At 71.3% G+C, this 25598-nt stretch carries 23 protein-coding genes; 10 read left to right on the forward strand and 13 right to left on the reverse strand.

Features of this window, described 5'->3' with window-relative positions; all coding sequences use genetic code 11:
- Positions 1-206: 206 nt before the first annotated feature.
- A complete protein-coding gene (locus Aau02nite_RS43515; protein WP_212994550.1) occupies positions 207-1040 on the forward strand; it encodes a TIM barrel protein in 834 nt (277 codons plus the stop codon).
- On the opposite strand, the gene Aau02nite_RS43520 is transcribed toward Aau02nite_RS43515, so the two are convergent.
- From Aau02nite_RS43520 to Aau02nite_RS43535, 4 genes are all read right to left on the reverse strand, one after another.
- The gene (locus Aau02nite_RS43520) at positions 1020-1538 is read right to left on the reverse strand and encodes a pyridoxamine 5'-phosphate oxidase family protein (protein ID WP_212994552.1); all 519 of its coding nucleotides are present in this window, start codon (positions 1536-1538) and stop codon (positions 1020-1022) included. The genes Aau02nite_RS43515 and Aau02nite_RS43520 overlap by 21 nt on opposite strands.
- On the reverse strand, positions 1535-2740 hold the full coding sequence (locus tag Aau02nite_RS43525) for an RNA polymerase sigma factor (protein WP_212994553.1): 1206 nt from the start codon (positions 2738-2740) through the stop codon (positions 1535-1537). The genes Aau02nite_RS43520 and Aau02nite_RS43525 overlap by 4 nt, the downstream gene beginning before the upstream one ends.
- The gene (locus tag Aau02nite_RS43530) at positions 2741-3076 is read right to left on the reverse strand and encodes a YciI family protein (protein WP_212994555.1); all 336 of its coding nucleotides are present in this window, start codon (positions 3074-3076) and stop codon (positions 2741-2743) included. It lies immediately after the preceding gene.
- 81 nt (positions 3077-3157) lie between these two features.
- Positions 3158-4195: a LacI family DNA-binding transcriptional regulator gene (locus Aau02nite_RS43535; protein ID WP_212994556.1), complete on the reverse strand. Its 1038-nt coding sequence runs from the start codon at positions 4193-4195 to the stop codon at positions 3158-3160.
- A gap of 72 nt (positions 4196-4267) precedes the next feature.
- Between Aau02nite_RS43535 and Aau02nite_RS43540 the strand changes: the two genes are divergently transcribed.
- From Aau02nite_RS43540 to Aau02nite_RS43550, 3 genes are all read left to right on the forward strand, one after another.
- Positions 4268-5383 carry a phytanoyl-CoA dioxygenase family protein gene (locus tag Aau02nite_RS43540; RefSeq protein ID WP_212994557.1) on the forward strand — a complete coding sequence of 372 codons (1116 nt, stop codon included), beginning with the start codon at positions 4268-4270 and terminating at the stop codon, positions 5381-5383.
- A gap of 176 nt (positions 5384-5559) precedes the next feature.
- Positions 5560-7020, forward strand: coding sequence for an adenosylhomocysteinase (gene ahcY, locus Aau02nite_RS43545; RefSeq protein ID WP_212994558.1), 1461 nt, complete (start codon positions 5560-5562; stop codon positions 7018-7020).
- 86 nt (positions 7021-7106) lie between these two features.
- A complete protein-coding gene (locus Aau02nite_RS43550) occupies positions 7107-8768 on the forward strand; it encodes a Na+/H+ antiporter (RefSeq protein WP_212994559.1) in 1662 nt (553 codons plus the stop codon).
- A 121-nt stretch (positions 8769-8889) separates the two neighbouring features.
- Here the strand turns inward: Aau02nite_RS43550 and Aau02nite_RS43555 are convergent, their stop codons facing one another.
- The 9 genes from Aau02nite_RS43555 to Aau02nite_RS43595 all read right to left on the reverse strand — a co-directional run bounded on the left by Aau02nite_RS43555 (position 8890) and on the right by Aau02nite_RS43595 (position 19213).
- Positions 8890-9534, reverse strand: coding sequence for an aspartate/glutamate racemase family protein (locus Aau02nite_RS43555; protein WP_212994560.1), 645 nt, complete (start codon positions 9532-9534; stop codon positions 8890-8892).
- Positions 9535-9562: 28 nt separating this feature from the next.
- Positions 9563-10429 (reverse strand): NmrA family NAD(P)-binding protein, encoded by an 867-nt coding sequence (locus tag Aau02nite_RS43560; protein ID WP_212994561.1) that lies wholly within the window; start codon positions 10427-10429, stop codon positions 9563-9565.
- Between the two features lie 36 nt (positions 10430-10465).
- Positions 10466-11887, reverse strand: a complete 1422-nt coding sequence (locus tag Aau02nite_RS43565; RefSeq protein ID WP_212994562.1) for an L-fucose/L-arabinose isomerase family protein — start codon at positions 11885-11887, stop codon at positions 10466-10468.
- The gene (locus tag Aau02nite_RS43570; RefSeq protein WP_246595880.1) at positions 11884-12477 is read right to left on the reverse strand and encodes a LutC/YkgG family protein; all 594 of its coding nucleotides are present in this window, start codon (positions 12475-12477) and stop codon (positions 11884-11886) included. The genes Aau02nite_RS43565 and Aau02nite_RS43570 overlap by 4 nt, the downstream gene beginning before the upstream one ends.
- Entirely contained in the window at positions 12474-13892 is a 1419-nt protein-coding gene (locus tag Aau02nite_RS43575) for a lactate utilization protein B (protein WP_212994563.1), read from the reverse strand. Before Aau02nite_RS43575 ends, Aau02nite_RS43570 begins: the two co-directional genes overlap by 4 nt.
- Entirely contained in the window at positions 13889-14623 is a 735-nt protein-coding gene (locus Aau02nite_RS43580; protein ID WP_212994564.1) for a (Fe-S)-binding protein, read from the reverse strand. Before Aau02nite_RS43580 ends, Aau02nite_RS43575 begins: the two co-directional genes overlap by 4 nt.
- Before the next feature lies 1 nt (position 14624).
- Entirely contained in the window at positions 14625-16037 is a 1413-nt protein-coding gene (locus Aau02nite_RS43585; RefSeq protein ID WP_246595881.1) for a rhamnulokinase, read from the reverse strand.
- Entirely contained in the window at positions 16034-18064 is a 2031-nt protein-coding gene (locus tag Aau02nite_RS43590) for a bifunctional aldolase/short-chain dehydrogenase (protein ID WP_212994565.1), read from the reverse strand. Before Aau02nite_RS43590 ends, Aau02nite_RS43585 begins: the two co-directional genes overlap by 4 nt.
- A 114-nt stretch (positions 18065-18178) precedes the next feature.
- Entirely contained in the window at positions 18179-19213 is a 1035-nt protein-coding gene (locus Aau02nite_RS43595) for a LacI family DNA-binding transcriptional regulator (protein ID WP_246595882.1), read from the reverse strand.
- Positions 19214-19379: 166 nt separating this feature from the next.
- Between Aau02nite_RS43595 and Aau02nite_RS43600 the strand changes: the two genes are divergently transcribed.
- The 6 genes from Aau02nite_RS43600 to rhaI are packed head-to-tail and all read left to right on the forward strand — an operon-like array spanning position 19380 to position 25499.
- Positions 19380-20906 (forward strand): sugar ABC transporter ATP-binding protein, encoded by a 1527-nt coding sequence (locus tag Aau02nite_RS43600; protein ID WP_212994567.1) that lies wholly within the window; start codon positions 19380-19382, stop codon positions 20904-20906.
- The gene (locus tag Aau02nite_RS43605) at positions 20903-21913 is read left to right on the forward strand and encodes an ABC transporter permease (RefSeq protein ID WP_212994568.1); all 1011 of its coding nucleotides are present in this window, start codon (positions 20903-20905) and stop codon (positions 21911-21913) included. Before Aau02nite_RS43600 ends, Aau02nite_RS43605 begins: the two co-directional genes overlap by 4 nt.
- Positions 21906-22895: an ABC transporter permease gene (locus Aau02nite_RS43610; protein ID WP_212994569.1), complete on the forward strand. Its 990-nt coding sequence runs from the start codon at positions 21906-21908 to the stop codon at positions 22893-22895. Before Aau02nite_RS43605 ends, Aau02nite_RS43610 begins: the two co-directional genes overlap by 8 nt.
- A 27-nt stretch (positions 22896-22922) precedes the next feature.
- A complete protein-coding gene (gene rhaS / locus Aau02nite_RS43615) occupies positions 22923-23996 on the forward strand; it encodes a rhamnose ABC transporter substrate-binding protein (RefSeq protein ID WP_212994570.1) in 1074 nt (357 codons plus the stop codon).
- 4 nt (positions 23997-24000) lie between these two features.
- Complete coding sequence (locus tag Aau02nite_RS43620; RefSeq protein WP_212994571.1) at positions 24001-24327, forward strand: L-rhamnose mutarotase; 327 nt, start codon at positions 24001-24003, stop codon at positions 24325-24327.
- Between the two features lie 5 nt (positions 24328-24332).
- Positions 24333-25499: an L-rhamnose isomerase gene (gene rhaI, locus Aau02nite_RS43625; protein ID WP_212994572.1), complete on the forward strand. Its 1167-nt coding sequence runs from the start codon at positions 24333-24335 to the stop codon at positions 25497-25499.
- The last annotated feature ends 99 nt before the right edge of the window (positions 25500-25598 follow it).

The raw sequence follows: 25598 nt of genomic DNA on the forward strand, positions 1-25598 counted from the left end.
GTCTGGAGATCCGAGATGAGCTTCGCCAATGCGGCAGCCCGGCGCATCGGCTCCGAGCGGGACTTCCCCGATCAGGGATCAGACTTTCGGCCGACCCGGCCCGCTCGCCGGCCGGTCCCGCGCTGAGGTGTTTTTGATGGACCCGGCCGCTTGTTCCGGACTCGCCACCAGCCCATCCTCAGCGTGAGCGACGTGAGGAGCGCAGCATGAAGATCGCCGGAGCGCCCATCTCCTGGGGTGTCTGCGAGGTGCCGGGCTGGGGACACCAGCTGAGCCCGGAACGGGTCCTGCGGGAGATGCGCGAGGTCGGCCTGACCGCGACGGAGTTCGGCCCGGACGGCTTCCTGCCCTCCGACGAGCTCCTGCGGGAGCTGGGCCTGCGGGCGGTGGGCGGGTTCGTACCGGTGATCCTGCACGATCCGGCGCACGAGCCGGTGCTGGACCTCGACCGGTTCGTGGCGGCCGGGGCCGACACCGTGGTGCTGGCCGCGGCCACCGGCCAGGAGGGTTACGACGCCCGCCCGGACCTGGACGCCGAGGGCTGGCAGCGGCTGCTGGCCAACCTCGACAAGCTCGACGCCCAGGCCCGGGAACGCGACCTCACGGCCGTGCTGCACCCGCACGTCGGCACGCTGGTCGAGCAGACCGCCGAGGTGCAACGGGTGCTGGACGGCAGCGGCATCGGGCTCTGCCTGGACACCGGGCATCTGCTGATCGGCGGCACCGATCCGGTGGCGCTGGCCCGGTCCGCCGGTGACCGGATCGCCCACGTGCACGCCAAGGACGTCGACGACAGCATCGCCACGCAGGTCCGGTCCGGGCACCGCACGTACACCGATGCGGTGGACGCGGGGATGTACCGGGCGATCGGCGACGGGGACGTCGACTTCGCCGCCGTCGCGGCGGCGCTGCGGCGCCACGACTACGACGGCTGGTGGGTGCTCGAGCAGGACACGATCCTGCGGGCCGAGCCGGTGGGCGAGGGCCCGGTCGCCGACGTACGCCGCAGCGCCGACCGGCTACGCGAGATCCTCGGCTGAGGGGAAGCGGTACCGGGTCTGCGTGTACGGCCCCTTGCCGAAGGAGAGCACCTTCGCGGGCCGGACCCCGTAGACCAGACCGTTGCGCCCGGCCGGGTCCCGGAAGGCGTCCTCGCCCACCCCGAAGTCCCAGTCCAGCTTGGACTTCCACAGCGCCGCCAGCTCCCGCAGCCGGGCCGGCTCGGTGATCCGGACGGCGACGCCCTCGACCACCACGTCCAGCCCGCCGTGCAACGCACTGGTGCCGGTGGACAGCACGCAGGACGGGTTACGAGCCAGATTCTTCGCCTTCTGCTCCTGGTCACCGGTGCAGATGTGCAGCACGCCCCCGTCCCAGACGGCCGGCAGCGGAGTCACGTGCGGGCGGCCGTCGGCGCGGACGGTCGACAGGAAGAACATCTCCGACGTCGTCAGCACCCGCTCGACGTCGGCCCACGGCACCGCGGGTGCGCCCGGCTCGCTGAAGTCACCGTTGAATTCGACGATCGGTGTGGTCATGGTTCCTCGTTTCGGGAGAGTTCCTCGGCGCGGGTCAGCAGAGCCCGGCGCACCGGTCCGGCCGGGGCGGCCGCGGCGGCCTGCTCGAAGAGCGTGACCGCGCGACCGGTGTCCCCGGCCCGGGCGGTCAGGTCGGCCTCCGCGGCGATGGCGTACGGGTACCCGTCCAGCGCCCCACCGGCTCCCGCCTCGGCCAGCAGCCGCAGCCCGGCCGCCGGCTCGTACGCGTACCCGTGGGCCACCGCCCGGTTGAGGGCGACCACCGGCGTCGGCAGCAGCGAGAACAACTGGTCGTAGAGGACGGCGACGGCCGGCCAGTCGGTCGGCGTCGTGGTGTGGCAGGCGGCGATGCGGGCCTGCAGCGCGTACGGGCCGGTGGTCGCCGGCAGCAGGGCGAGTGCCTCGGCGATCGCGGCGTGGTCCCAGAGCGACCGGTCCTGCTGGTCCAATGTACGCAGGTTGCCGTCGTCGTCCCGGCGCGCGGCCCGCCGGGAGTGCTGCAACAGGCACAACGCCAGCAGCCCGGTGATCTCCGGCTCCCCGGGCATCAGCTCGGCGAGCAGCCGGGTCAGCCGGATCGCCTCCGCCGCGAAGGCCGGCTCCCCGTCGGCGTCGTAGCCCCGGGTGAACAGCAGATACAGCACCGCCAGGACGCCGGGCAGCCGCTCGGCCAGCGCCGGCCCGACCGGCACCCGGTATGGGATGCCGGCCGTGGCGATCTTGGCCTTGGCCCGGGTCAGCCGGCGCGTCATGGTCGACTCGGTGACCAGGAAGGCGCTCGCGATGTCCGCGGCCGGCACCCCGGCGACGGTCCGCAGGGTCAGCGCCACCCGGGCCTCCAGCGCCAGCGCGGGATGGCAACAGGTGAAGATCAGCCGCAGCCGGTCGTCCACGACTTCCTCCCCCTCCTCGTCCTCCCGCGTGACGGGCTCGTTCAGCAGAGCCAGTTCCTGGAGCTTGCGGCGTTCGACGGTCGCGCGCCGCAGCACGTCCAGCGCACGGTTACGCGCGACCGTCATCAGCCATCCACCCGGGTTCGCCGGCACCCCGTCCTGCGGCCAGCGTTCGAGGGCCATCGTCAGCGCCTCCTGGGCACAGTCCTCGGCCAGGGTCCAGTCGCCGGTGATCCGGATCAGCGCGGCGACGATCCGGGGGTACGAGTCCGCACCCGCGTCGGCGACGGCCTGCCCGAGGTCCGGCATTCAGTCGGCCAGATCCACGAACGGTCGCAGTTCCAGCCGGCCGTTGTAGGCCATCGGGTGCTTGCGGGCGACCTCGACGGCCTCGTCCAGGTCGGCGCACTCGAGGATGTCGAAGCCCACGATGACCTCCTTCGTCTCGGCGAACGGGCCGTCGGAGACGAGCAGGTCGCCGCCGCGTACCCGGACTGTCGTGGCCGCCGCGGGCGAGCCGAGCACGCTGCCCTCCACCCGCCGGCCGGCGGCGTCGTTCTCCGCCACCCAGGTCTCGATGTCGGGTACCAGCGACTCGTCGGTCTCGGGCTCGGTGTCGGTGCAGACGAACATCATGAACTTCATCTCGGGACTCTCCTCTTCTTCGTGATCTCACCACCGTGACGAACGGGCATCACCGTTCCGGACAGCCGGACGAAGAAAACTTCAGAATTCTGCGGGCGGGGCGTTGTGCGGGGTTATCACCTGGATCGCGGACGGGTTCGAGCGCACCGGGCCGGGCAGCGCCCCCTGCGCCTGCATCACCACCTGGCACGCCCGGCGCAGGTCCTGGCGCAGATCGTGGTGCAGCACGGCGGAGAGCCGGCCCTCGCGCAGCAACGCGGTGTTCTCCCCGTCGAGGTCGTGCGCGACGAAGACGTCGTAGGGACGCCGCTGCCGGTCGAAGGCGTCGACCACCGCGGCGTTGCCGCCGGCGCCGGCATAGAGCGAATACACCGCGCGGATCGCCGGGTTGGCGGCGAGGACCGCCCGGGTGCCGATGTGTACGGCGTCAGCCCGGTCCTCCTCGTCCACGACCTCCAGCAGCCGGCGCCCCGCGTTACGCGCGCGCATCTCGGCCCGGAAGCCCACCTCCCGCTCGTCCTCGCCCCGGAACGAGCCGTGCCCGCGGACCACCAGCACGTCCCCGGACCGGTCCGCCAGCCATTGCTGCACCAGATAGGCGGCCGTCGCACCGGCCGCGCGGTTGTCGATGCCCACGTACGCGGCCCGCGCGCTGGCCGGCAGGTCCGTCATCAGGGTCACGACCGGCGTGCCGCGTCCGGTCAGCCGGGTCACCGCGGCCACCACCTCGGGCACGTCCGGAGCCTTGAGGATGACGCCGTGCGAGCCCTTGCGGATCACCCGGTCGAGTACGCCGACAAGATTGCCGACCGACGGGCTGTCCAGGAAGTGGAAGCGGGACCGGATCACGGCGGGGCGCAGCGCGGGCAGCTCGGCCTCGAGGGCGGCGCGCACCGCGGTGCAGAAGCGCTGCGGAGCCTGCACGACGACGTCGACCATGAACGTGCGGCCGCCGAGGCGCAGCTGCGACTGCTGCCGGTCCAGGTCGGCGATGGCCTGCTCGACCTCGCGGACCGTGCTCGCCCGGACCCCGCCGCGGGCGTGCAGCACCCGGTCGACCGTGGCCGGGCTCAGACCGGACTGGGCGGCGATCTCGCGGATCCGGTACGGGTGCTTCATCCGTACACGATGAGGGCTTTTTGAGGGGTTCTCAAGGGCCTTCGCGGGGGCTCACGGGCCTAGCCTGCCCGTATGACTACCTGGTTCTCGGCGGCCGACTGCCGCCTCGCCGACTTCCGGGCCCTGGTCGAGCAGGAGACCGTCCGGGCCGACTACCCGCACGCCGCCGAGGTACGGCAGAACGTGCTGATCTACGAGCCGGACGGGCCCGCCACCAACCGCCGCGAGGTGCAGGCCGAACTGGCCCGCGCACTGCTCGACGGCCCGGGCATCGTGGTCTTCCGAGGCGCGTTCGACCCGGCCGTGGTGGACCGCGCCACCGGCGTCTTCACCGCGATGATCGAGGAGCAGAAGGCGGCCGGGGTGGTCGGCGGCGACCACTTCGCCAAGCCGGGCGCCAACGACCGGGTCTGGGGCGCGCTGGACAAGTTCGCGCTGCGGGATCCGGCGGCGTTCGCCGACTACTACGCCAACGACATCCTGGCGCTGGTCTCGTCGGCCTGGCTGGGTCGCGGCTACCAGGTCACCTCCCAGATCAACGTGGTGAATCCGGGCGGGACGGCCCAGGTCGCCCACCGCGACTACCACCTCGGCTTCATGAGCCGGGAGCAGGCCGAGAGCTACCCGGCGCACATCCACCGGCTCTCCCCAGCGCTGACGTTGCAGGGTGCGGTCGCGCACGTCGACATGCCGGTGGAAACGGGCCCGACGCTGTACCTGCCGCACTCGCAGAAGTACCCGGCCGGCTATGTCGCCTTCCACCTCGAGGAGTTCACCGCCTACTTCGAGGCCGACTACGTGCAGCTGCCGCTGGCGAAGGGCGACGCGGTGTTCTTCAACCCGGCACTGTTCCACGGCGCGGGCACCAACCGCAGTGCGGACGTGCGCCGGATGGCGAACCTGCTGCAGGTCTCCTCGGCATTCGGCCGGGCCATGGAGACCGTCGACCGCACAGCCATGTGCCGGGCGCTCTACCCGGTGCTGCGCGGTTTCACCGGCAACGTGGCCAACGTGGTCGCGGCGGCCGCCGAGGGCTACGCGTTCCCCACGAACCTGGACCGTGACCAGCCCATCGGCGGGCTCGCCCCGCAGACCCAGGCCGACCTGCTGAGGAAGGCGCTGACCGAACAGTGGGACACGCCACAATTTGAGAAGGCCCTGCTTGACCAGCAGGAACGCCGGAGCTGAGAAATCGGCCGCAGCAGCGATCTTGGGGCTTGGACGCTATGGTGGAACGAGCGCCCGAAAGCGGCGCGAGCCCCGGGTCGAGAGGCGCTGCGACGGAGTCCACGGACATCCGCCACGCTCGGCCCCTCGGGTCACAGACGCAAGGGCGCCTCCCGATGAGGGGGGTGCCCTTCTTCATGAACAATCGTCTCCAGCAGCGCAACGGCCTCGACTTCGCCGTTGCCGACCTGTCGCTGGCCGGCTTCGGCCGCCACCAGATGCGCCTGGCCGAGCACGAGATGCCGGGCCTGATGTCGATCCGCGCGGAATACGCCGACACCAAGCCGCTGCGCGGCGCGCGCATCGCCGGCTCGCTGCACATGACCATCCAGACGGCCGTGCTCATCGAGACCCTCGTGGCTCTCGGCGCCGACGTCCGCTGGGTCTCCTGCAACATCTTCTCGACCCAGGACGAGGCCGCCGCGGCCGTCGTCGTGGGCCCCGAGGGCACCGTCGAGGCGCCCACCGGCACCCCGGTCTTCGCCTGGAAGGGCGAGACGCTGGAGGAGTACTGGTGGTGCACCGAGCAGCTGTTCACCTTCGGTGACGGCCTCGGCCCGAACATGATCCTCGACGACGGCGGCGACGCCACCCTGCTGGTGCACAAGGGCCGGGAGTTCGAGCTGGCCGGTGCGGTACCGGCGACCACCGACGAGGACTCCCACGAGTACACGATCATCCTCGACACCCTGCGCCGCAGCCTGGCGTCGGACTCCCAGCGGTTCACCAAGATCGCCGAGGGGATCAAGGGCGTCACCGAGGAGACCACCACCGGCGTCGCCCGGCTCTACAAGTTCGCCAAGACCGGCGAGCTGCTCTTCCCGGCGATCAACGTCAACGACTCGGTCACCAAGAGCAAGTTCGACAACAAGTACGGCATCCGGCACTCGCTGGTCGACGGCCTCAACCGCGCCACCGACGTCATGCTCGGCGGCAAGCTCGCCGTGGTCTGCGGCTACGGCGACGTCGGCAAGGGCTCGGCCGAGACGCTGCGCGGCCAGGGTGCCCGGGTCGTCGTCACCGAGATCGACCCGATCTGCGCGCTGCAGGCGGCCATGGACGGCATGCAGGTCGTCCGCATCGAGGACGTCGTCTCGCAGGCCGACCTGTTCATCACCACCACCGGTGGCCAGGACATCATCACGCCCGAGCACATGGCGCAGATGAAGCACAACGCGATCGTCGGCAACGTCGGTCACTTCGACGACGAGATCGACATGGCCGGCCTGGCCAAGGTGCCGGGCATCGAGAAGGTCGAGATCAAGCCGCAGGTCCACGAGTGGCGCTTCCCGGACGGTCACGCCGTGATCGTGCTCTCCGAGGGCCGCCTGATGAACCTGGGCAACGCCACCGGGCACCCGAGCTTCGTGATGTCGAACTCCTTCACCAACCAGGTGATGGCCCAGATCGAGCTCTGGACCAAGCCGGAGGCGTACGACAAGCAGGTCTACGTGCTGCCCAAGCACCTGGACGAGAAGGTCGCCCGGCTGCACCTGGACGCGCTCGGCGTCCGCCTCACCACGCTCACCAAGAAGCAGGCGGAGTACCTCGGCATCGACGTCGAGGGCCCGTACAAGCCGGACCACTACCGGTACTGATCGATCGACGGCCCGGGTCTCCGCGCTCGCCGGGAGACCCGGGCCACTGTCGATCATGAGCGCGCGATCGACCGCCGTCCGGGAGAATGTGCCGGGTGAAAGTCGAGACGACGTTGCTGTTCATCCTGGCCGGTGTCGCCGTGGTGGTCGCGATGCGCTGGGTCGCCGGGAAGTCCGGTCTGCCAGCCGCCGCTCTGCTGACGGTCATCGGCATTGTCTACGCCGTCCTACCCGGTCCCAACATCGAGCTGGACCCCCATCTGGTCCTGACTCTCATCCTGCCGCCGCTGCTCTACAGCGCGGCGCTGGACTCCTCGCTGGTCGACATCCGGCGCAATCTGCGCACAGTGATCAGCCTCTCCGTGGTGCTGGTCCTGCTCACTGCCCTGCTCATCGGCTACGGCTTCAGCCTGTTCGTGGCCGGCGCCACGCTCGCCGCCGGGGTCGCCGTGGGCGCCGCGGTGGCGCCGCCCGATCCGGTGGCCGCGCTCGCGATCGGCAAGCGGATCGGCCTGCCCCGCAACATCGTCACCCTGATCCAGGGTGAGGGCCTGCTCAACGACGCCACCGCGCTGACCCTGCTCAGCGTCGCGCTGGCCGCCGCCGCCAACGGCAGCTTCTCCATCACCTCCGCGGTGGGCGAGTTCGTCATCAAGGCGGTCGGTGGGGTCATCGCCGGGATTCTGGTCGCCTACGGCGTCCGGACCGCCCGGCGGCTCATGCAGGACCCGCTGATCGCCAACGCCATCTCGCTCGGCACGCCGTTCGTGGCGTACCTGCTGGCCGAGCGGGTGCACGTCTCCGGGGTGCTGGCCGTGGTGGTGGCCGGGCTGATCGTCGGGCACGACATGCCCAGGATGAGCTCGGGCGCCAGCCGGCTGCAGGTCAGCGCGGTCTGGCGGCTGGTCGACTTCCTGCTGGAGGGCCTGGTCTTCCTGATGATCGGCCAGCAGCTGCCGGCCGTGGTCCGGGGCCTGTCGCAGTACGAGACCTCCACGATCGTCGTCGCGGTGTCCATCTCCGTCGGCGTGGTGCTGCTGTTGCGCCCGCTGTTCCTGGTGCTGACCCAGATGCTCCCCATCTCGCTGCACACGCGGCTCGGCGGCACCAGCGACGAGACCGAGCAGCGCGGCCGGGACCGCGAACGCCGGCTCAACGGCAAGGAGATCACCGCGCTGAGCTGGGCCGGCACCCGTGGGGTCATCACCCTGGCGGCCATCTTCACCGTGCCGCTGACCACCGACAGCGGCGCGCCGTTCCCGGACCGGGACCTGCTGTTGTTCTGCGCGTTCGTGGTGGTGCTGGTGACGCTGGTCGGCCAGGGCGTCACCTTCGCCCCGCTGGTGCGGATGCTGGGGCTGCGCGCCAACGAGGCCGACAAGGTACGGCTGCGCAACGAGGCCCGCTCGGCGTCGGTGCAGGCGGCGCTGGACCGGCTGGACGAGATCGACCACGAGAAGCACGACGACATCGAGGACCAGGTCATCGAGACGGTACGCAAGCAGCTCGGTCACCGGATGGAGCGCTACCGCCGCCGGCTGGACCTGCTCGACCAGTCCGACTCGGACGAGGTGCCGGTGTCCCCGCAGTACGAGGCCGGGCTGCGGGTGCGCCGAGCGGTGATCGACGCGCAGCGCGAGGAGCTGCTGCGCTGGCGCGATGCCGACCGGCTCTCCGACGAGGGTCTGCGGGTGCTGGAACGGGAGCTCGACTTCGAGGAACGCCTGCTCCCCGACCGGCCCCGCTGACGACCCCGGCGGAACGCGGATCAGGGGTGGGCACGTCGCGGCGCCGGAACCCGGCCAGCCCGGCGGCGCCCACCACCACCGCGACCAGCATCAGCACCGCGAAGGGCCGGGGCGCAGTCATCTAACGCGGCAGATCAGGATCCTTTCCGGCGTTCCCGACGGCTATCGCCTCGTCCACCGCCGCACGCGGGCTGCTGAGCACCGGAACCGGCAGGTCGGCGAGCAGGTCCGCGGCCGGTGCCATGCTGGCCTGGGCCAGCACGATCACGTCGGCGTCCAGCGTGCGGACGTGAGCCGCGATCGCCCGGAGATAGCCGGTCAGGTCGCCGGCCTCGAACAGCGCCCAGGCGTCCAGGCAGGGCGCCATCACCAGCTCCGCGCCGGCCCCGCACTCCAGCAGCAGCTCCCGGGTCGGCGTCAGAGTGGACTCCACCGCCGCGACCACCGCGATGCGACCGCCGACCGCCACGGCCCGCTCGGCCATCGGCCGGTCGATCCGCAGCACCGGCACGGCGACCTTGATCCGCTCGGCGTAGCCACTGAGGGTCGAGCACGTGCACACGATGACGTCCGGGCCCCGGCCGGCCAGCTCCTGCAGCCGCTCGGCCAGGCGCTGCTCGAGGGCGGCGTCCACGCCGTGCTCCCGGGCGTCGGCCAGCAGCGTGGGGTCGACGAGGTGCAGGTCGTGGTGGCCGCGCTCGGCCACCAGGGCGCGGAACGTCGCGACGTGGACATCGGCGGTGTGCAGGAACCCGATGGTGGTCATGGCCCGAGCATGCCAAGGCCCGGGACACTCACGGCCGGCGCAGGTGCTCCGCCGCCCAGGCCGCCAGCGTGGTGGGGGTCGTGCTGACGAAGCTGCGCGGCTGCTCCGGGGTGAAGTCGTCCCGCAACCCGGCCGTCATCCCGACGATCCCTTCGATGACGCCCGGCGTCAGCCCGGCACCGCCCAGTGCGCCGCGCAACTCGTCATCGGTGATCACCTGCACCGCGACCTCGCGCCCGAGCGCGGCACCGACGATGCCGGCGACCTCGTGCCAGCTCAGGTCGGCCGGCCCGTGCACCGCCTGCACGAAGGAGGACGACCACTGCCCGGTCAGCAACCGGGCGGCAGCGACCTCACCGACGTCCCGCGGATCGACCCACGGCATCGGCGCGTCCGCCGGCCGGGTGGTGGTGAGCGTGCCGGCCCGCATCTCCTCCAGGCTGCCGAGCAGATTGGTGAAGTAGTAGCCGCAGCGCAGCGTGCACACCGGTCCCGCACCGGTGAGCAGTTCCTCGGCGCGGGCCAGTCCGTCGATCATCCCGGCGCCGTGCCGTCGTTCCGCGCCGACGCTGCTGATCAGCACGGTGCGGCCGATGCCGTTGGCGGTGATGGCGGCGGCACCGTTGGCCGCGATCCCGGCCATCTCCGTGACGGGGTCCTCGGCGGTGAAGGACTCGGGCACGATCCAGAGCAGAGCGTCGACACCTCGGGTGGCCTCGGTGACGTAGGCGGCGTCGCGCAGGTCGCCCGGGGCCACGTCGACGAGGTCGCGGACCGCGGCGGGCAGCTTGGCGGGATCCCGGATCAGCACGGTGGGGCGCACCCCGGCCTGGATCAGCACCTGCACGGCGCGGGAGCCGACATGACCGGTTGCGGCAGTCACAGCGATAGTCATCCCGGCACCATAAGCACCGGGTACGACAGTTCCCGCTCAGACCTGGCGGAAGTCGATGCCGAGCAGGCTCGCCGCCGCTCTGTAGTCCGCGGCCCGGTGATCCAGCGACAGCGACCAGTGGTGACCCACGCCGGACGCGCTCCACTCGTCGACCCACTCGCCCGGGTCCCGGCCGAAGTCGACCCGGCTCGTCGTGTTGCCGATCGCCAGCAACGGACCCGGCACCACGGTCCCCTCGGCGGCGATGAACGACAGCGAACCGTCCCGGTCCTGGCCCAGGCCGAGCAGCGTGACCGGTCCGGGCCGCACGTCGAACTCCACGCTGACGCCCCAGCCGCGTTTGCCGTGGTAGACGCCCAGGCCGCGCAGCAACGGGTCGCGGGCGCCGACCGCCAGGTGCGCCGGACCGTCGTGGCCCATCTCCACCACGTTGTCCTCGAAGTTCAGCGCCTGCAGCTCGCAGAAGGAGCCGCCGGCCCCGACCGCCTGGGTGGCCAGCTGGGCCACGGTCGTACGCAGCTCGTACTCGCCGGTCGCCGGGATGCCGCGGGCGGTCAGCAGGGAGGCGCCCAGGATCATGCCGGCGCCGAGCCGTTCGTGCTGCTCGCCGTCGAGGCCGCGGTGGTAGTACGCGAGGCTGTCCAGCTCGAAGTCGTCGACGAGCCGGTCCAGCGCCACGGAGACGGTCGCGCCCCAGGCGAAGTCCTCCTCGCGCACCGTGTCGTCCAGCGTGAAGATCTCCCGGGCCAGGTCCATCCGCTGCCTGGTCTCGGCCTCGGTGACCTTCTCGACGCGCTGGCGCAGGTCGTCGAACTCCAGCACCTCGACGTGCGAGCCGAACGTCACCGGCAGCAGCGTCAGGTCGGTCGAGACATCGAGCATGCCCGGGTAGAGGTGGCCCATCAGGCCGTGCCGGGCGTGCCGCAGCGCCGCGCGGACGTGCGCGGCCCGGATCCACTGGCCGATCCGCCGCCAGGCCGACTCCTGCCGCAGCCAGCCGGAGACCGACCGGAACGGGATCCCGGCCCGGCGGAACGTGTTGCCCATCTCCGGCACCGGGCACTGCCCGCAGTACGCCAGCCAGGCCCCGGTATCGAAGGACGCGTGGTCCATCTTCTCGGTCGGCTGCAGGTCGATGACCAGCACCGGGGTGTTGGCCCGCTGCGCGATCGGCAGCACCATCGAGGCGGTCAGGTACGTCGTCAGGAACAGCACGATCAGATCGCAGTCGGCCCGGCGCAGCTGCTCGGCGGCGGCCGCCCCCTCCTGCGCGTCGGAGATGAAGCCGACGTCGGTGACCTCGGCGTCCATGTCCTGGAACCGCTGCGACACGTACCGCGCCGACTCCTGCAACTGCGGCAGCAGGTCCGGAAACTGCGGCCAGTACGTGCCCAGGCCACCCGCGACCAGGCCGATCCGGGTCTTGCGCCGCTGCTTGGCCGGGAGGAGATCGGTCATGACAGAGCCTCCGTGAGGATGACGTGCAGGCGGCGCGGGCCGTGGACGCCCTCGACGCGGTTGAGTTCGATGTCGCTGGTGGCCGACGGACCGCTGATCCAGGTGAGCGGACGGCCCGGGTCGAGCCGGGTCAGCGCCTCGGGCACCGACGCGACCACCTGGTCCGCGCGGACCACGCAGATGTGCAGGTCCGGCAGCAGGGAGATGATCCGGCGGCCCTGGTCGGGCGAGCCGTCGAGCACGATGGTCCCGGTCTCCGCGACGGCGACCGTGGCCGCGGTCAGCACTCCCCCGGCGACCGCCAGCGTGTCGGCGCTCAGCCCCTCGTCGGGCAGCACCTTGACACCGTCCGGCAGCCACGCGGGATCGATGCCGGGCGGCACCACCAGCGGCGCGGGAGCGAGGGCGGCGACGGTCTCCGCGATCGGGACGCCGCGGTGCACGACCGCCCTGTAGTCCTCCAGCCGGTGCACCAGCAGGTCGAGGTCGGCCACCCGGTCGCCGCGGTAGTCGCGCGGGATCCCGGCCGGTGGTGCGGTGTCGCCGAGCGCGGCCCGGATCCGGCCCAGCATCAGGTCCTTGCTGCTCACCGCTTCGCCCACCAGTCGCGGAAGGTCTCCGGCGGCGGCTCCGGCAGATCCCGGCTCGCGGTCCAGCCGTTGAACGGCGGCGGCAACCGCCGGCCGGAGAATCTGCTGAGCTTGGCGGCATGCTGCGCGGCCGCGTACAGCTTCGGGTGGTCCATCGTGTACGCCGCCGACGCCATCACCGCCTGCTCGGCGCGCGGATGCGGGACCTCGTTGCGCAGGTGCACCAGGATCGAGGGGATGTCGATCTTCACCGGGCAGGCGTCGAAACAGGCACCGCAGAGCGACGACGCGTACGGCAGCGAAGCGTTGTCCTCCACCCCGGTGAGCTGCGGCGACAGCACCGCCCCGATCGGCCCCGGATAGACCGACCCGTACGCGTGCCCACCGGTCCGCTCGTACACCGGGCACACGTTGAGGCACGCCGAGCAGCGGATGCAGTGCAGCGCCTGGCGGCCCACCTCGTCGGCCAGCACCGCACTGCGCCCGTTGTCCAGCAGCACCAGGTGGAAGTTCTGCGGCCCGTCTCCGGGCGTCACCCCGGTCCACATCGACGTGTACGGGTTCATCCGCTCCCCGGTCGACGCCCGTGGCAGCAGTTGCAGGAACACCTCGAGGTCCTGCCACGTCGGCACGAGCTTCTCGATGCCCATGACCGTGATCAGCGTTTCCGGCAGGGTCAGGCACATCCGGCCGTTGCCCTCGGACTCCAGCACCGCCAGCGTCCCGGTCTCGGCGATCGCGAAGTTGGCCCCGGACACCGCGACCTTGGTGCTCAGGAACGTCTCGCGCAGGTAGCGCCGGGCGGCTCCGGCCAGGATCACCGGCTCGTCGGTCAGCGCCGGGTCGACGCCGGGCATCTCCCGCAGGAAGATCTCGCGGATCTCGGCGCGGTTGCGGTGGATCGCCGGCACCAGGATGTGGCTGGGCTTGTCGTGCCCGAGCTGGACGATGAGCTCGGCCAGGTCGGTCTCGACCGGCTCGATGCCGGCCGCCTCCAGCGCCTCGTTGAGGCCGATCTCCTGGGTGGCCATCGACTTGACCTTGATGACCCGGTCGTGGCCGGTGGCCTGCACCAGCTCCGTGACGATCCGGTTGGCCTCGTTGGCGTCGGCGGCCCAGTGCACGACCCCGCCGGCCGCGGTGACCTTCTCCTCCAGCTGCACCAGCAGCTCCGGGAGCCGGGCCATGGTGTCGGCCTTGAGGGCCGAGCCGGCCGTGCGCAGCTCCTGCCAGTCGGGCAGCTCGCCGATGACCGCACCGGACTTGGCCCGGATCGTCGTGGTGGCATGGCCCAGGTTGCGGCGCAGCTGGGCGTTGCCCAGAGCCTTGCGGGCGGCGGCCGGGAACGGCTCGTCGCCGCGCAGGTTCCCCACTCCGCGCGGTGCGGTCGTGGGCATACCCAGGAACGTGGTCATGCGGCCTCCGTCGCGGCGAGGATCTCGGCGAGATGCACCGTCCGGACACCCGCGTCGAGCCGGGACAGGCCGCCGCCGATGTGCATCAGGCAGGACGAGTCACCGGCTGTGCAGACCTCCGCGCCGGTGCCGAGCACGTGGCGCATCTTGTCGGCCAGCATCGCGGTCGACGTGTCGGCGTTCTTCAGCGCGAAGGTGCCGCCGAAACCGCAGCACTGCTCGGCCGCGGGCAGCTCGACCAGCTCCAGCCCGCGGACGTGGCGCAGCAGCCGCTGCGGCTTGTCACCGACCCGGATCATCCGCAGCGAGTGGCAGGTCGGGTGGTACGTCACCCGGTGCGGGTAGTACGCCCCGACGTCCTCCACCCCGAGCACGTCCACCAGCAGCTCGGACAGCTCGTACGTCCGGCCGGCGACGTCCTCGGCCCGCGCGGCCAGGCCCTCGTCACCCGCCGCCCGGGCCACCATCGCGTGCTGGTGACGCACCGACCCGACACAGGATCCGGAGGGCGCGACCACCACGTCGTACGGCGCGAACGTGCGCACGTGCCGGCGGACCAGCGGCAGCGCGTCCTTCTGGTAGCCGGTGTTGATGTGCATCTGGCCGCAGCAGGTCTGCCCCGCGGGAAAGACCACCTCGTGGCCCAGCCGCTCCAGCAGCCGCACGGTCGCCTTGGCCGCGGCCGGGAACATGGTGTCGGCCAGGCAGGTCACGAACAAGGCGATGCGCATGTCAGCCCTCCAGCCGGCGCTCGGCCGCTCGCCACGCGGCCGCGTCGCCGCGTGGCTCGTAGCGCACGATCTGCTGAGTCTCCCGCAGCAGAGCCCGCAGTGCCGAGAGGTCACCGCTGATCGTTTCCGCGGCCCGGGCCTGCACGAGCACGTTGCCGAGCGCGGTCGCCTCGACCGGGCCGGCCAGCACGGGCAGGCCGCAGGCGTCGGCGGTGAGCTGGCAGAGCAGCTCGTTGCGGGCGCCACCGCCGACGATGTGCACCGCGTCGACGTGCCGCCCGGACAGCTCCTGGGCCTGGCGCACCGCACGACGATGGGCGAGCGCCAGGCTGTCCAGGATGCACCGCACCACCGCGGCGGGCGAGCCGAAGGAGCTGCGGCCGCTCGCCGTCGTGAGCCGGGCGACCATGTCGCCCGGCGGCAGGAAGACCGGATCGTCGAGATCAACGACGGACTGGAAGGCCGGCACGGCGGCGGCCTCGCGCAGCAGTACGGGCAGGTCGGGCGCACCCCATTCGCGCAGGCACTCCTGCAACGGCCAGAGCCCCATCACGTTGCGCAGATAGCGCACCGTGCCGTCGACGCCGCCCTCGTTGGTGAAGTTGGCCAGCCGGGACGCCTCGGTCAGCACCGGCGCGTCGAGCTCGACGCCGACCAGCGACCACGTCCCGCAGGAGATGTAGGCGAAGTGGTCACCGCCCGCCGGGACGCCCACCACAGCCGAGGCCGTGTCGTGCGAGCCGACCGCGATGACGTCCGGCGTGCCGATACCCAGCTCGGGGCGCACCGGGCCGATGACCGTGCCGGGGGCGCGCAGGGGCGGGAAGAGAGTGGGCCGGATCCCGAGCGCGGTCATCAGTTCTCCGGCCCACCCCCCTGAGCCTAGATCGAGAAGCTGGGTGGTGGAAGCGTTGGTGAATTCTGCTCCCGTTTCGCCGGTCAGCCAGTACGCCAGCAGGTCCGGGATCATCAGCAGCTGCCGGGCCGCTTCGAGCTGCGGGGTGCCCGCCGCCGCCACCAGCTGATAGATCGTGTTGAACGGCAGCTTCTGCAGGCCGGTCAGCGCGTACAGCTGGTCCTCGCCGACGACCGCGGCGACCTTGGCCGCCGCGCCCTCGGTGCGGGTGTCCCGGTAGTGCACCGGGTTGCCGAGCAGCGTCCCGGTCGCGTCGAGCAGCCCGTAGTCCACCGCCCACGAGTCGATGCCGATCCCGTCGACCGGCCCGGCGAGCCGCAGACCCTCCAGGACTCCGCGGTAGAGCGCGAGGATGTCCCAGTACAGCGTCCCGCCGGCGCGTACCGGCTCGTTGGCGAAGCGGTTGACGGCGTCCAGCGACAGGGACCCCGGGCCGACCCGGCCGACCATGACCCGCCCGCTGGACGCGCCGAGGTCGACCGCCGCGAACGTGTTCACCGCAGGAAGGCTGCCGCCACCCCGGCGTCCACCGGGATGTGCAGGCCGGTCGTGTGCGACAGCTCGCCGCCGGTCAGCACGAACACCGCGTTCGCGACGTGCTCCGGGAGCACCTCGCGCTTGAGCAGCGTGCGCTGGGCGTAGTAGGCGCCGAGCTCGGATTCCGGTACGCCGTACACGGCGGCCCGCTGGGCGCCCCAGCCACCGGCGAAGATGCCGGAGCCGCGGACCACGCCGTCGGGGTTGATGCCGTTGACCCGGATGCCGTGCCCGCCCAGTTCGGCGGCGAGCAGCCGGACCTGGTGGGCCTGGTCGGCCTTGGCCGCGCCGTACGCGACGTTGTTCGGGCCCGCGAACAGCGAGTTCTTGCTGGAGATGTAGACGATGTCGCCGCCCAGCCCCTGCCCGATCATGACCCCGGCGGCCGCCTTGGCGACCAGGAACGAGCCCTTGGCCATGACGTCGTGCTGCAGGTCCCAGTCGGCCTCGGTGGTCTCCAGCAGTGGCTTGGAGATGGACAGCCCGGCGTTGTTCACCACCAGGTCCACCCCGCCGAAGGCCAGCACCGCGTCCCGCAGCGCGGTCGCGACCTGCGCTTCAGAGGTCACGTCGGCGGCCACCGCCACGGCGACGTCCGGGCCGCCGATCTCGGCCGCGACGCCCTCGGCGGCGGCGAAGTCCCGGTCCGCCACGACGACGCAGGCGCCCTCGGCGGCCAGCCGCAGTGCGATCGCCCTGCCGATGCCCGAGCCGCCGCCGGTCACGAACGCGATCCGGCTGGCCAGCGGCTTCGCCCTGGGCATCCGCTGCAGCTTGGCCTCTTCCAGGGCCCAGTACTCGATCCGGAACTTCTCCGACTCGCCGATCGGCGCGTAGGTCGAGACCGACTCGGCGCCGTGCATCACGTTGATCGCGTTGACGTAGAACTCGCCGGCCACCCGCGCGGTCTGCTTGGCGGCCCCGAAGCTGAACATGCCGACCCCGGGGACGAGCACGATCGCCGGGTCGGCGCCGCGCATCGCCGGGCTGTCCGGGCCGGCGTGCCGCTCGTAGTACGCGCGGTAGTCCTCGCGGTAGGCGGCGTGCAGCTCCTTGAGCCGCGCCTCGACCTCCCCCAGCGGAGCGTCCGGCGCGGTGTCCAGCACCAGCGGCTTGACCTTGGTCCGCAGGAAGTGGTCCGGGCAGGAGGTGCCCAGCGCGGCCAGCTCGGGCATCCGCTCGCGGCGGACGAAGTCGAGCACGACCTCGCTGTCGGTGTAGTGGCCCACCTGCGGACGGTCGGTGGAGGCGAGACCGCGCACGATCGGGAACAGGGCGGCCGCGCGCTCCCGGCGTACCTCATCGGGCAGGGCCTCGTGCACCAGCGGGCCGAACGGCGCCTCGCGGCCGTGCCCGGCGATCCACGCCGCGGCGGTGTTGATGATCTCCAGCGAGTTGGCCTCGCACTCGGCGCTGGTGGCGCCCCACGCGGTGATCCCGTGCCCGCCCAGCACGACGCCGATGGCCTGGGGATGGGCCCGCTGCACGGCGGCGATGTCGAGGCCGAGCTGGAAGCCGGGCCGGCGCCACGGCACCCACAGCACCCGGTCGCCGAAGATCTCCTTGGTCAGCGCCGGGCCGTCGGCCGCGGTCGCCAGCGCGATGCCGGCGTCCGGGTGCAGGTGGTCGACGTGCGGCGCGTCCACCAGGCCGTGCATGGCCGTGTCGATCGACGGAGCGGCGCCGCCGCGGCCGTGCAGGCAGTAGTCGAACGCGGCCACCATCTCGTCCTCGCGCTCGACGCCGGGGAAGACGCCGGCCAGCGCGCGGAGCCGGTCGAGCCGCAGCACCGCGAGGCCGGACTCCTTCAGCGTGCCCAGGTCGCCGCCTGAGCCCTTGACCCAGACCAGCTCGGTCGGCGCCGCGGTGACGGGGTCGATCTCCGTCCCCTTGGCCGAGGTGTTGCCGCCGGCGTAGTTGGTGTTGCGCGGGTCGGCGCCGAGGCGGTTACTGCGGGCCAGGAGGTCGCTGACTGCGGGGTTCGACATGAGCATCCTTCGCAGGCGGGGCCATGAAACGTTTCATACGTTGCGTGCAGGTTACGGGCCGACCGGCGCCGGGGTCAATACATCGCGCCCGATCCGCCGCCCGGCTGAACGTTGTCAGTAGGAGCGGGAACGGACGACCGTGGAGGCCCGCGCGACCAGCTCCGGGACGAACAACGGCTGCTGGTGCACGTGGTCGGGATTGGTCGCCTCGTCCAGCACGAGCTGCGCCGCGGCCCGGCCCAGCTCCTGACGGGGCTGGCGCACCGAGGTCAGCGGCACGGCGGCCGCGGCGGCGAACTCGATGTCGTCGAAGCCCACGATGGCCAGCTCCTCCGGCACCCGCAGGCCCGCGCCGATGCTCTGCTGCAGCAGGCCGAGCGCGAGCAGGTCGTTGGCGCAGAAAGCGGCGGTCGGGCGGCGCCGCGCCGGGATGCCGGCGAGCCGCTCACCGGCCGAGCGGCCCTCGGCGACGGTCAGCCCGGCCGTCGGCAGGTAGGTCAGATCCTCCGGCGGCAGGCCCAGCTCGGCCCAGATCTGCCGGGCCCCCTCGACGCGCTCGCGGACCTGTCCGATCGACTCCGGCCCGCCGACCACGGCGACCCGGGTGTGCCCCTGCTCGGCCAGGTGCTCGACCGCGATCCGGCCGCCCAGCACGTCATCCACGGCCACCGAGCAGAAGAGACCGCCCGCACCGACCCGGTCGACGATGACCACCGGGATGCCCCGGCGGCTGATCTCGGCGAGGTGCGGCGCGTCCGGATTGACCGGGGTGATCAGGATGCCCTGGACCCGCTGCTGCATGAGGCGGTCGAGAAGGACCTCCTCCCGCTCGGACCGGCCGTTGCTGTTGCAGATGAACAGCGAGAGGTCGGCCTCCTCGGCGGCGAGCTCGATGCCCTGCGAGACGTCGTGGAAGAAGGGGTTGCTGCCGTCCAGCATCACGTACGCCAGGGTGCGGCTGGTGCCGGCCCGCAGCTGCCGGGCCGACTCGTTGCGCACGAAGCCCAGCTCCACCATGGCCCGCTCGACCCGCTCACGGGTCGTCGGGCTGACCACCTCGGGGCGGTTCATCACGTTGGAGACCGTGCCCAGGGAGACCCCGGCCGAGCGGGCGACGTCCTTGACGGACGGTGTCCTGCCGTTGACCACGGCTCCCCCTTTTGAAACGTAGAAGCGCCATCGTACGGGATAACTCGTACCACCCGGCCGCGCGTTTCGAGAAGGTTTCACGAAGGTCCTTGACACCTGTGATCGGCGCCACCTACGTTCGTGACACGCCGTATGAAACATTTCAAACATCCTGCGGAGGTGGCCCGTGACGGCAACGCCCGGCGAGTCGCGGCCCGGTCCGGCCCTGCTCGAAGTGCGCGAGGTGACCAAGTCCTTCGGCGCGGTGGCGGCCGTGCAGGGCGTCAGCTTCCCCCTGTACGCGGGCGAGGCGCACGCCCTGGTCGGGGAGAACGGCGCGGGCAAGTCCACCATCGTCAAGATGCTCGCCGGCGTGCACCGGCCGGACACCGGCGCGCTCGCCGTCCACGGCACGGAGGTCGAGTTCACCGGCCCCGGTGACGCGAAGGCAGCCGGCATCGCGGTCATCTACCAGGAGCCGACGCTCTTCCCCGATCTGTCCGTCGCCGAGAACATCGCGATGGGCAACCAGCCGCTGACCCGCCTGCGGCAGATCGACCGCCGGGCGATGCACGACAACGCGGCCCGGCTCTTCACCCGCCTCGGCGTGCACATCGACCCCGACCGCCCGGCGCGCGGGCTCTCCATCGCCGACCAGCAGCTCGTCGAGATCGCCAAGGCGCTCTCCAGCGAGGCCCGGGTCCTGATCATGGATGAGCCGACCGCCGCGCTCAGCGGGGTCGAGGTCGACCGGCTCTTCGCGGTCACCCGGGCGCTGCGCGACGAGGGCGCCGCGATCATGTTCATCTCGCACCGCTTCGAGGAGATCACCGCGCTCTGCCAGCGGGTCACGATCATGCGCGACGGCCGGCACGTGTGCACCGAGCTGGTCGCCGACCTCAGCGTCGACGACATGATCCGGCGGATGGTCGGGCGCGACCTGAGCACGCTGTTCCCGAAGCAGGACACCGAGATCGGCGAGACCGTGCTCGAAGTGGAGGGTCTCGGCCGCGAGGGCGTCTTCCGCGACATCAGCTTCTCGGTCCGGGCCGGCGAGATCGTCGCCCTGGCCGGGCTGGTCGGCGCGGGCCGTTCCGAGGTCATGCAGGCGGTGTTCGGCGTCGACCGGTACGACACCGGGTCGGTCCGGTTCCTCGGCAAGCCGCTCAAGCCGGGCTCACCCCGCGCGGCCATGGCGGCCGGCATGGCGCTGGTCCCCGAGGACCGCCGCCAGCAGGGCCTGATCATGGAGCTGTCGGTCGAGCGCAACGTGACCCTGCCGCGCAGCCGTGCGCTGGCCAGACTTGGGCTGCTTTTCGGCGCGGCCGAACGCCGCGAGGCGACCAGCTGGACCGGTCAGCTGCAAACCAAGCTGGGCCGGCTGTCCGACCCGGTGGGCACGCTGTCCGGCGGCAACCAGCAGAAGGTGGTGCTGGCCAAGTGGCTGGCCACCGACCCGAAGCTGCTGATCGTCGACGAGCCCACCCGCGGCATCGACGTCGGCACCAAGGCCGAGGTGCACCGGCTGATGTCGGCGCTGGCGGCCCGCGGGCTCGCCGTCGTCATGGTCTCGTCCGAGCTGCCCGAGGTGCTGGGCATGGCGGACCGGATCATCGTCCTGCGCGAGGGGCACGTGGCCGCCCGGCTCACCCGCGCCGAAGCCACCGAGGAGAGCGTCATGTACGCGGCAATGGGCCAGCAGGTGACCACATGACCGCGGCGGTGGCGGCGCCCCGCCGGATCTTCTCCGGGCTGGTCAAGGTCCGTGAGCTGGGGATCATCCTGGCTCTGGTGGTGCTGGTCGGCTACACCGCCGCGAGCAACCCGCGGTTCCTGTCCGGACAGAGCATCCGCGACATCCTGCTGAACACGGCGATCCTCGCGGTGATGGCCGCCGGCCAGGCCGTCGTGGTGATCACCCGCAACATCGACCTCTCCGTCGGGTCGGTGCTCAGCCTCAGCGCCTTCACCGTGGCCACCCTGATGAGCGACAATCCCGGCCTGCCGATGGTCGCCGCGATCGCGGTGGGCCTCGTCGTCGGCGGCGCGGCCGGGCTGCTCAACGGCGTGCTGGTCCGGTACGGCCGGGTGCCCGCCCTGGTGGTCACGCTGGGCACGCTCTACATGTTCCGCGGCATCACCTACTCGTGGGCCGGCGGCCAGCAGGTCAACGCCGACGAACTGCCGCGGCACTTCCTGACCTTCGCCAACGACTCCATCCTGGGCGTCCCCTGGCTGGTGCTGATCGCGCTGGTCGTGGTCGGCGGTGTCTCGCTGCTGATGCGCAACTACCGGATGGGCCGCGAGCTGTACGCCATGGGCTCCAGCCCGCAGGCCGCCGAGCTCGCCGGCATCAAGGTGGCCCGCAACCTGCTGGGCGCGTTCATCCTGAGCGGCGCCCTGGCCGGGCTCGCCGGGGTGCTCTTCGCGGCCCGGTTCGGCACGGTCGACGCGGCCGCCGGCACCGGGCTGGAGCTCAACGTCGTCGCGGCCGTGGTCGTCGGCGGGGTGGCGGTCTTCGGTGGCAGCGGCACGGTCTGGGGCGCGGGCCTCGGCGCCCTGCTGCTGACCGTGATCGGCAGCGCCCTGACCGTGCTGGACATCAACCAGTTCTGGCAGCAGGCCATCGTCGGCGCCCTGATCATCCTGGCCATCTGCGCCGACCGCCTGGTCGCGGTCCGGATCGCCCGCTCCCTGCGGAAGAAGGACAGCCATGTCTGAGCTCCGGAAGAGACTCGCTTCCTGGGACAGCATCATCGTCCTGCTGACCGTCTTCGTGCTGGTGGTGGCGTCCTTCTCGGTGACCAACTTCGGGACCAGCCGCAACTTCACCTTCCTGATCCTGGACCTGCTGCCGATCATGCTGGTCGCGCTGCCGATGACCTTCATCATCGTCACCGGCGAGATCGACCTGTCGGTGGCCAGCACGCTGGGGCTGGCCAGCTCGATCATGGGCTACCTGTGGAACCAGGGCCTGTCCATCGAGTCGATCATCCCGATCTGCATCATCGCCGGTGCGATCCTCGGCGCGATCAACGGCTTCCTGGTCACCGGCCTGGGCCTGCCGTCGCTGGCGGTCACCATCGGCACGCTGGCCCTCTACCGCGGGCTGGCGCTCGTGGTGCTCGGTGACGGCGCGGTCGCGGACTTCCCGTTCAGCTACACGGGCTGGGTCACCGGCACGATCGGCGGCGGCCCCGTGCCCAACGTGCTCATCCTGATCGTCGTCCTGGCCGCGGTCTTCGGGGTGATCCTGCACGCGACCCCGTTCGGCCGCTCGCTGTACGCGATCGGCGCGAACGCCCAGGCCGCGCACTTCTCCGGCATCCGGGTGGCCCGCACCAAGTTCTGGCTGTACGTGGTCAGCGGCGCGGTCGCCGGCCTCGTCGGAGTGCTGTGGACCCTGCGCTACTCCAGCGCCCGGGCCGACAACGGCGCCGGGCTCGAGCTCGCCGTGGTCGCCGCGGTCCTGCTCGGCGGCGTCTCCATCTTCGGCGGCAAGGGCAGCCTCCCCGGCGTCCTGGCCGGCGTGGTCCTGCTCGCCGCTCTGCAGAACGCCCTGCGCTTGCAGGACGTGTCGGGCCAGGCGCTGAACATCGTCACCGGCGCCCTGCTCGTGCTCTCCGTACTGCTGCCCAACGTCGCGACCTCGATCCGCACCACCTGGCAACGGCGGAGACTCCGCCGCGCCGCCACTGTTTGAGACCCTCCGCCCTCCAAGGAGTACGCCATGCTTCGTTCCCGCCGACGCCTACTCTCCGCAGGCGCCGCTTCACTCATGGTCCTCGGTGTCGCCGCCTGTGGCGGCACCACCAAGGACAGCGCCGACAATTCCGGCCCCGCCGCCGCGCAGTCCGCCGCCGCCGACCCGAACGCGAAGCTCAAGGAGGGCCTGAAGATCGCCTTCCTGCCCAAGCAGCTCAACAACCCGTACACCGACGTCGAGGTGGGTGGCGGCAAGGTCGCCGCGGGCGAGCTCAAGGGCGAGTACAAGCTGGTCGGCCCGAACGACGCCAGTGCCTCCTCCCAGGTCAGCTACATCAACACGCTGATCCAGCAGCAGCAGGACGTGATCGGCATCGCGGCCAACGACCCGAACGCGGTCTGCCCGTCGCTGAACCAGGCCCGCCAGGCCGGCATCAAGATCGTGGCCTTCGACTCCGACGCCTCCAAGGACTGCCGGGACGTCTTCATCAACCAGGCCTCCACCCAGGGCATCGGCGAGAGCCTGGTCAAGATGGCGAGCGAGCTGGCCGGCGGCTCCGGTGAGATCGCGATCCTGTCGGCGACCCCGAACGCGACCAACCAGAACGCCTGGATCGAGGTCATGAAGACCGAGCTGGCCAAGCCGGAGAACGCCAAGCTCAAGCTGGTCAAGACCGCGTACGGCAACGACGACGACCAGAAGTCCTTCCAGGAGGCCCAGGGCCTGCTGCAGTCGTACCCGAACCTGAAGGTCATCGTCTCGCCGACCACCGTGGGCATCGCCGCGGCCTCGCGCTACGTCAGCTCCTCGAACTACAAGGGCAAGGTGGCGATCACCGGCCTGGGCCTGCCCAACCAGATGCGGGAGTACGTCAAGGACGGCACCGTGAAGAAGTTCGCGCTGTGGAACCCGGCCGACATCGGCTACCTGGCCGCGTACGCGGGTGCGGCGCTGGCCTCGGGCCAGATCACCGGCAAGGAGGGCGAGAAGTTCAAGGCCGGCAAGCTCGGCGAGTACACCGTCGGCGCGGCCGGCGAGATCGTGCTCGGCCCGCCGACCGAGTTCACCGCCGAGAACATCGACAAGTTCAACTTCTGAGCCCATGAGGTACTGCTTCAACCTCCAGGTCCGCCCCGAGCGGATGGCCGAGTACGTGGAGCGGCACCAGGCCGTGTGGCCCGAGATGCAGGACGCATTGCGGGCCACCGGCTGGCGCAACTACTCCCTGTTCCTGCGCTCCGACGGGCTGCTGGTCGGCTACGTCGAGACCGACGACCTCGCGGCGGCCCAGGCGGCAATAGCGCGGACCGAGGTGAACGCCCGCTGGCAGGCGGAGATGGCCGAGTTCTTCACCGGCATCGACGGCCGCCCACCGGACGAGAGCTTTGTGCTGCTGACCGAGGTCTTCCACCTATCAGAAGAGAAGTGATCCCCATGGCTGATCTGGCCGCCGTCAAGCGGGCCCTCGCCGCCCAGCGGATCGAGACCCCGTCCTGGGCCTTCGGCAACTCCGGCACCCGGTTCAAGGTCTTCGCCCAGGCCGGTGTGCCCCGCAACCCGCAGGAGAAGATCGCCGACGCCGCCACCGTGCACCGGTTCACCGGGGTGGCGCCGACGGTCGCGCTGCACATCCCCTGGGACAAGGTGGACGACTACGCCGAGCTGCGCTCCTACGCCGAGTCGCTGGGGGTGGGGATCGGCGCCGTCAACACCAACGTCTTCCAGGACGACGCCTACAAGCTGGGCTCGGTCACCAACCCGGACGCCGGCGTACGCCGCAAGGCCACCGATCACCTCCTCGAGGCGATCGCCATCATGGACGCGACCGGCTCGCGGGACCTGAAGCTGTGGTTCGCCGACGGCATCAACTACCCGGGCCAGGACGACCTGCGCAACCGCCAGGACCGGCTGGCGGCGGCGCTGCGCGAGACGTACGACCGGCTCGGCGCCGACCAGCGCATCCTGCTGGAGTACAAGCTCTTCGAGCCGGCCTTCTACGCGACCGACGTCCCGGACTGGGGCACTTCGTACGCGCATTGCATCGAGCTGGGCGAGAAGGCGACGGTGTGCATCGACACCGGCCACCACGCCCCGGGCACGAACATCGAGTTCATCGTGGCGTTCCTGCTGCGCCAGAACAAGCTGGGTGCCTTCGACTTCAACAGCCGCTTCTACGCCGACGACGACCTGATGGCCGGCGCGGCGGACCCGTTCCAGCTGTTCCGGATCATGTACGAGATCGTCCGCGGCGGCGCGCTGGACCCGGCCTACGGCATCAACTTCATGCTGGACCAGTGCCACAACATCGAGACGAAGATCCCCGCGATCATCCGCTCGGTGATGAACATCCAGGAGGCGACGGCCAAGGCGCTGCTGGTCGACCGGGACGCGCTGAGCCGGGCCCAGAACGACGGCGACGTGCTGGAGGCCAATGCGGTGCTGATGGACGCCTACAACACCGACGTCCGGCCGCTGCTCGCCGAGGTCCGCGCGGATGCGGGCCTGGACCCGAACCCGGTCGCGGCCTACCGGCGCAGCGGCTACCAGGAGCGGATCGTCCAGGACCGGGTCGGCGGCCAGCAGGCCGGCTGGGGCGCCTGACCGAGCCGCTCGATTCGACTGCCCGCCTGGCCCGCCCGAGCCAGGCGGGCCAGGCCGGGCGGGCCAGGCGGGCCAGGCCGGGCCAGGCAGCCGGGCCGG

The sequence above is a fragment of the Actinoplanes auranticolor genome (assembly GCF_018332655.1).
GTDB classification, from domain to species: domain Bacteria; phylum Actinomycetota; class Actinomycetes; order Mycobacteriales; family Micromonosporaceae; genus Actinoplanes; species Actinoplanes auranticolor.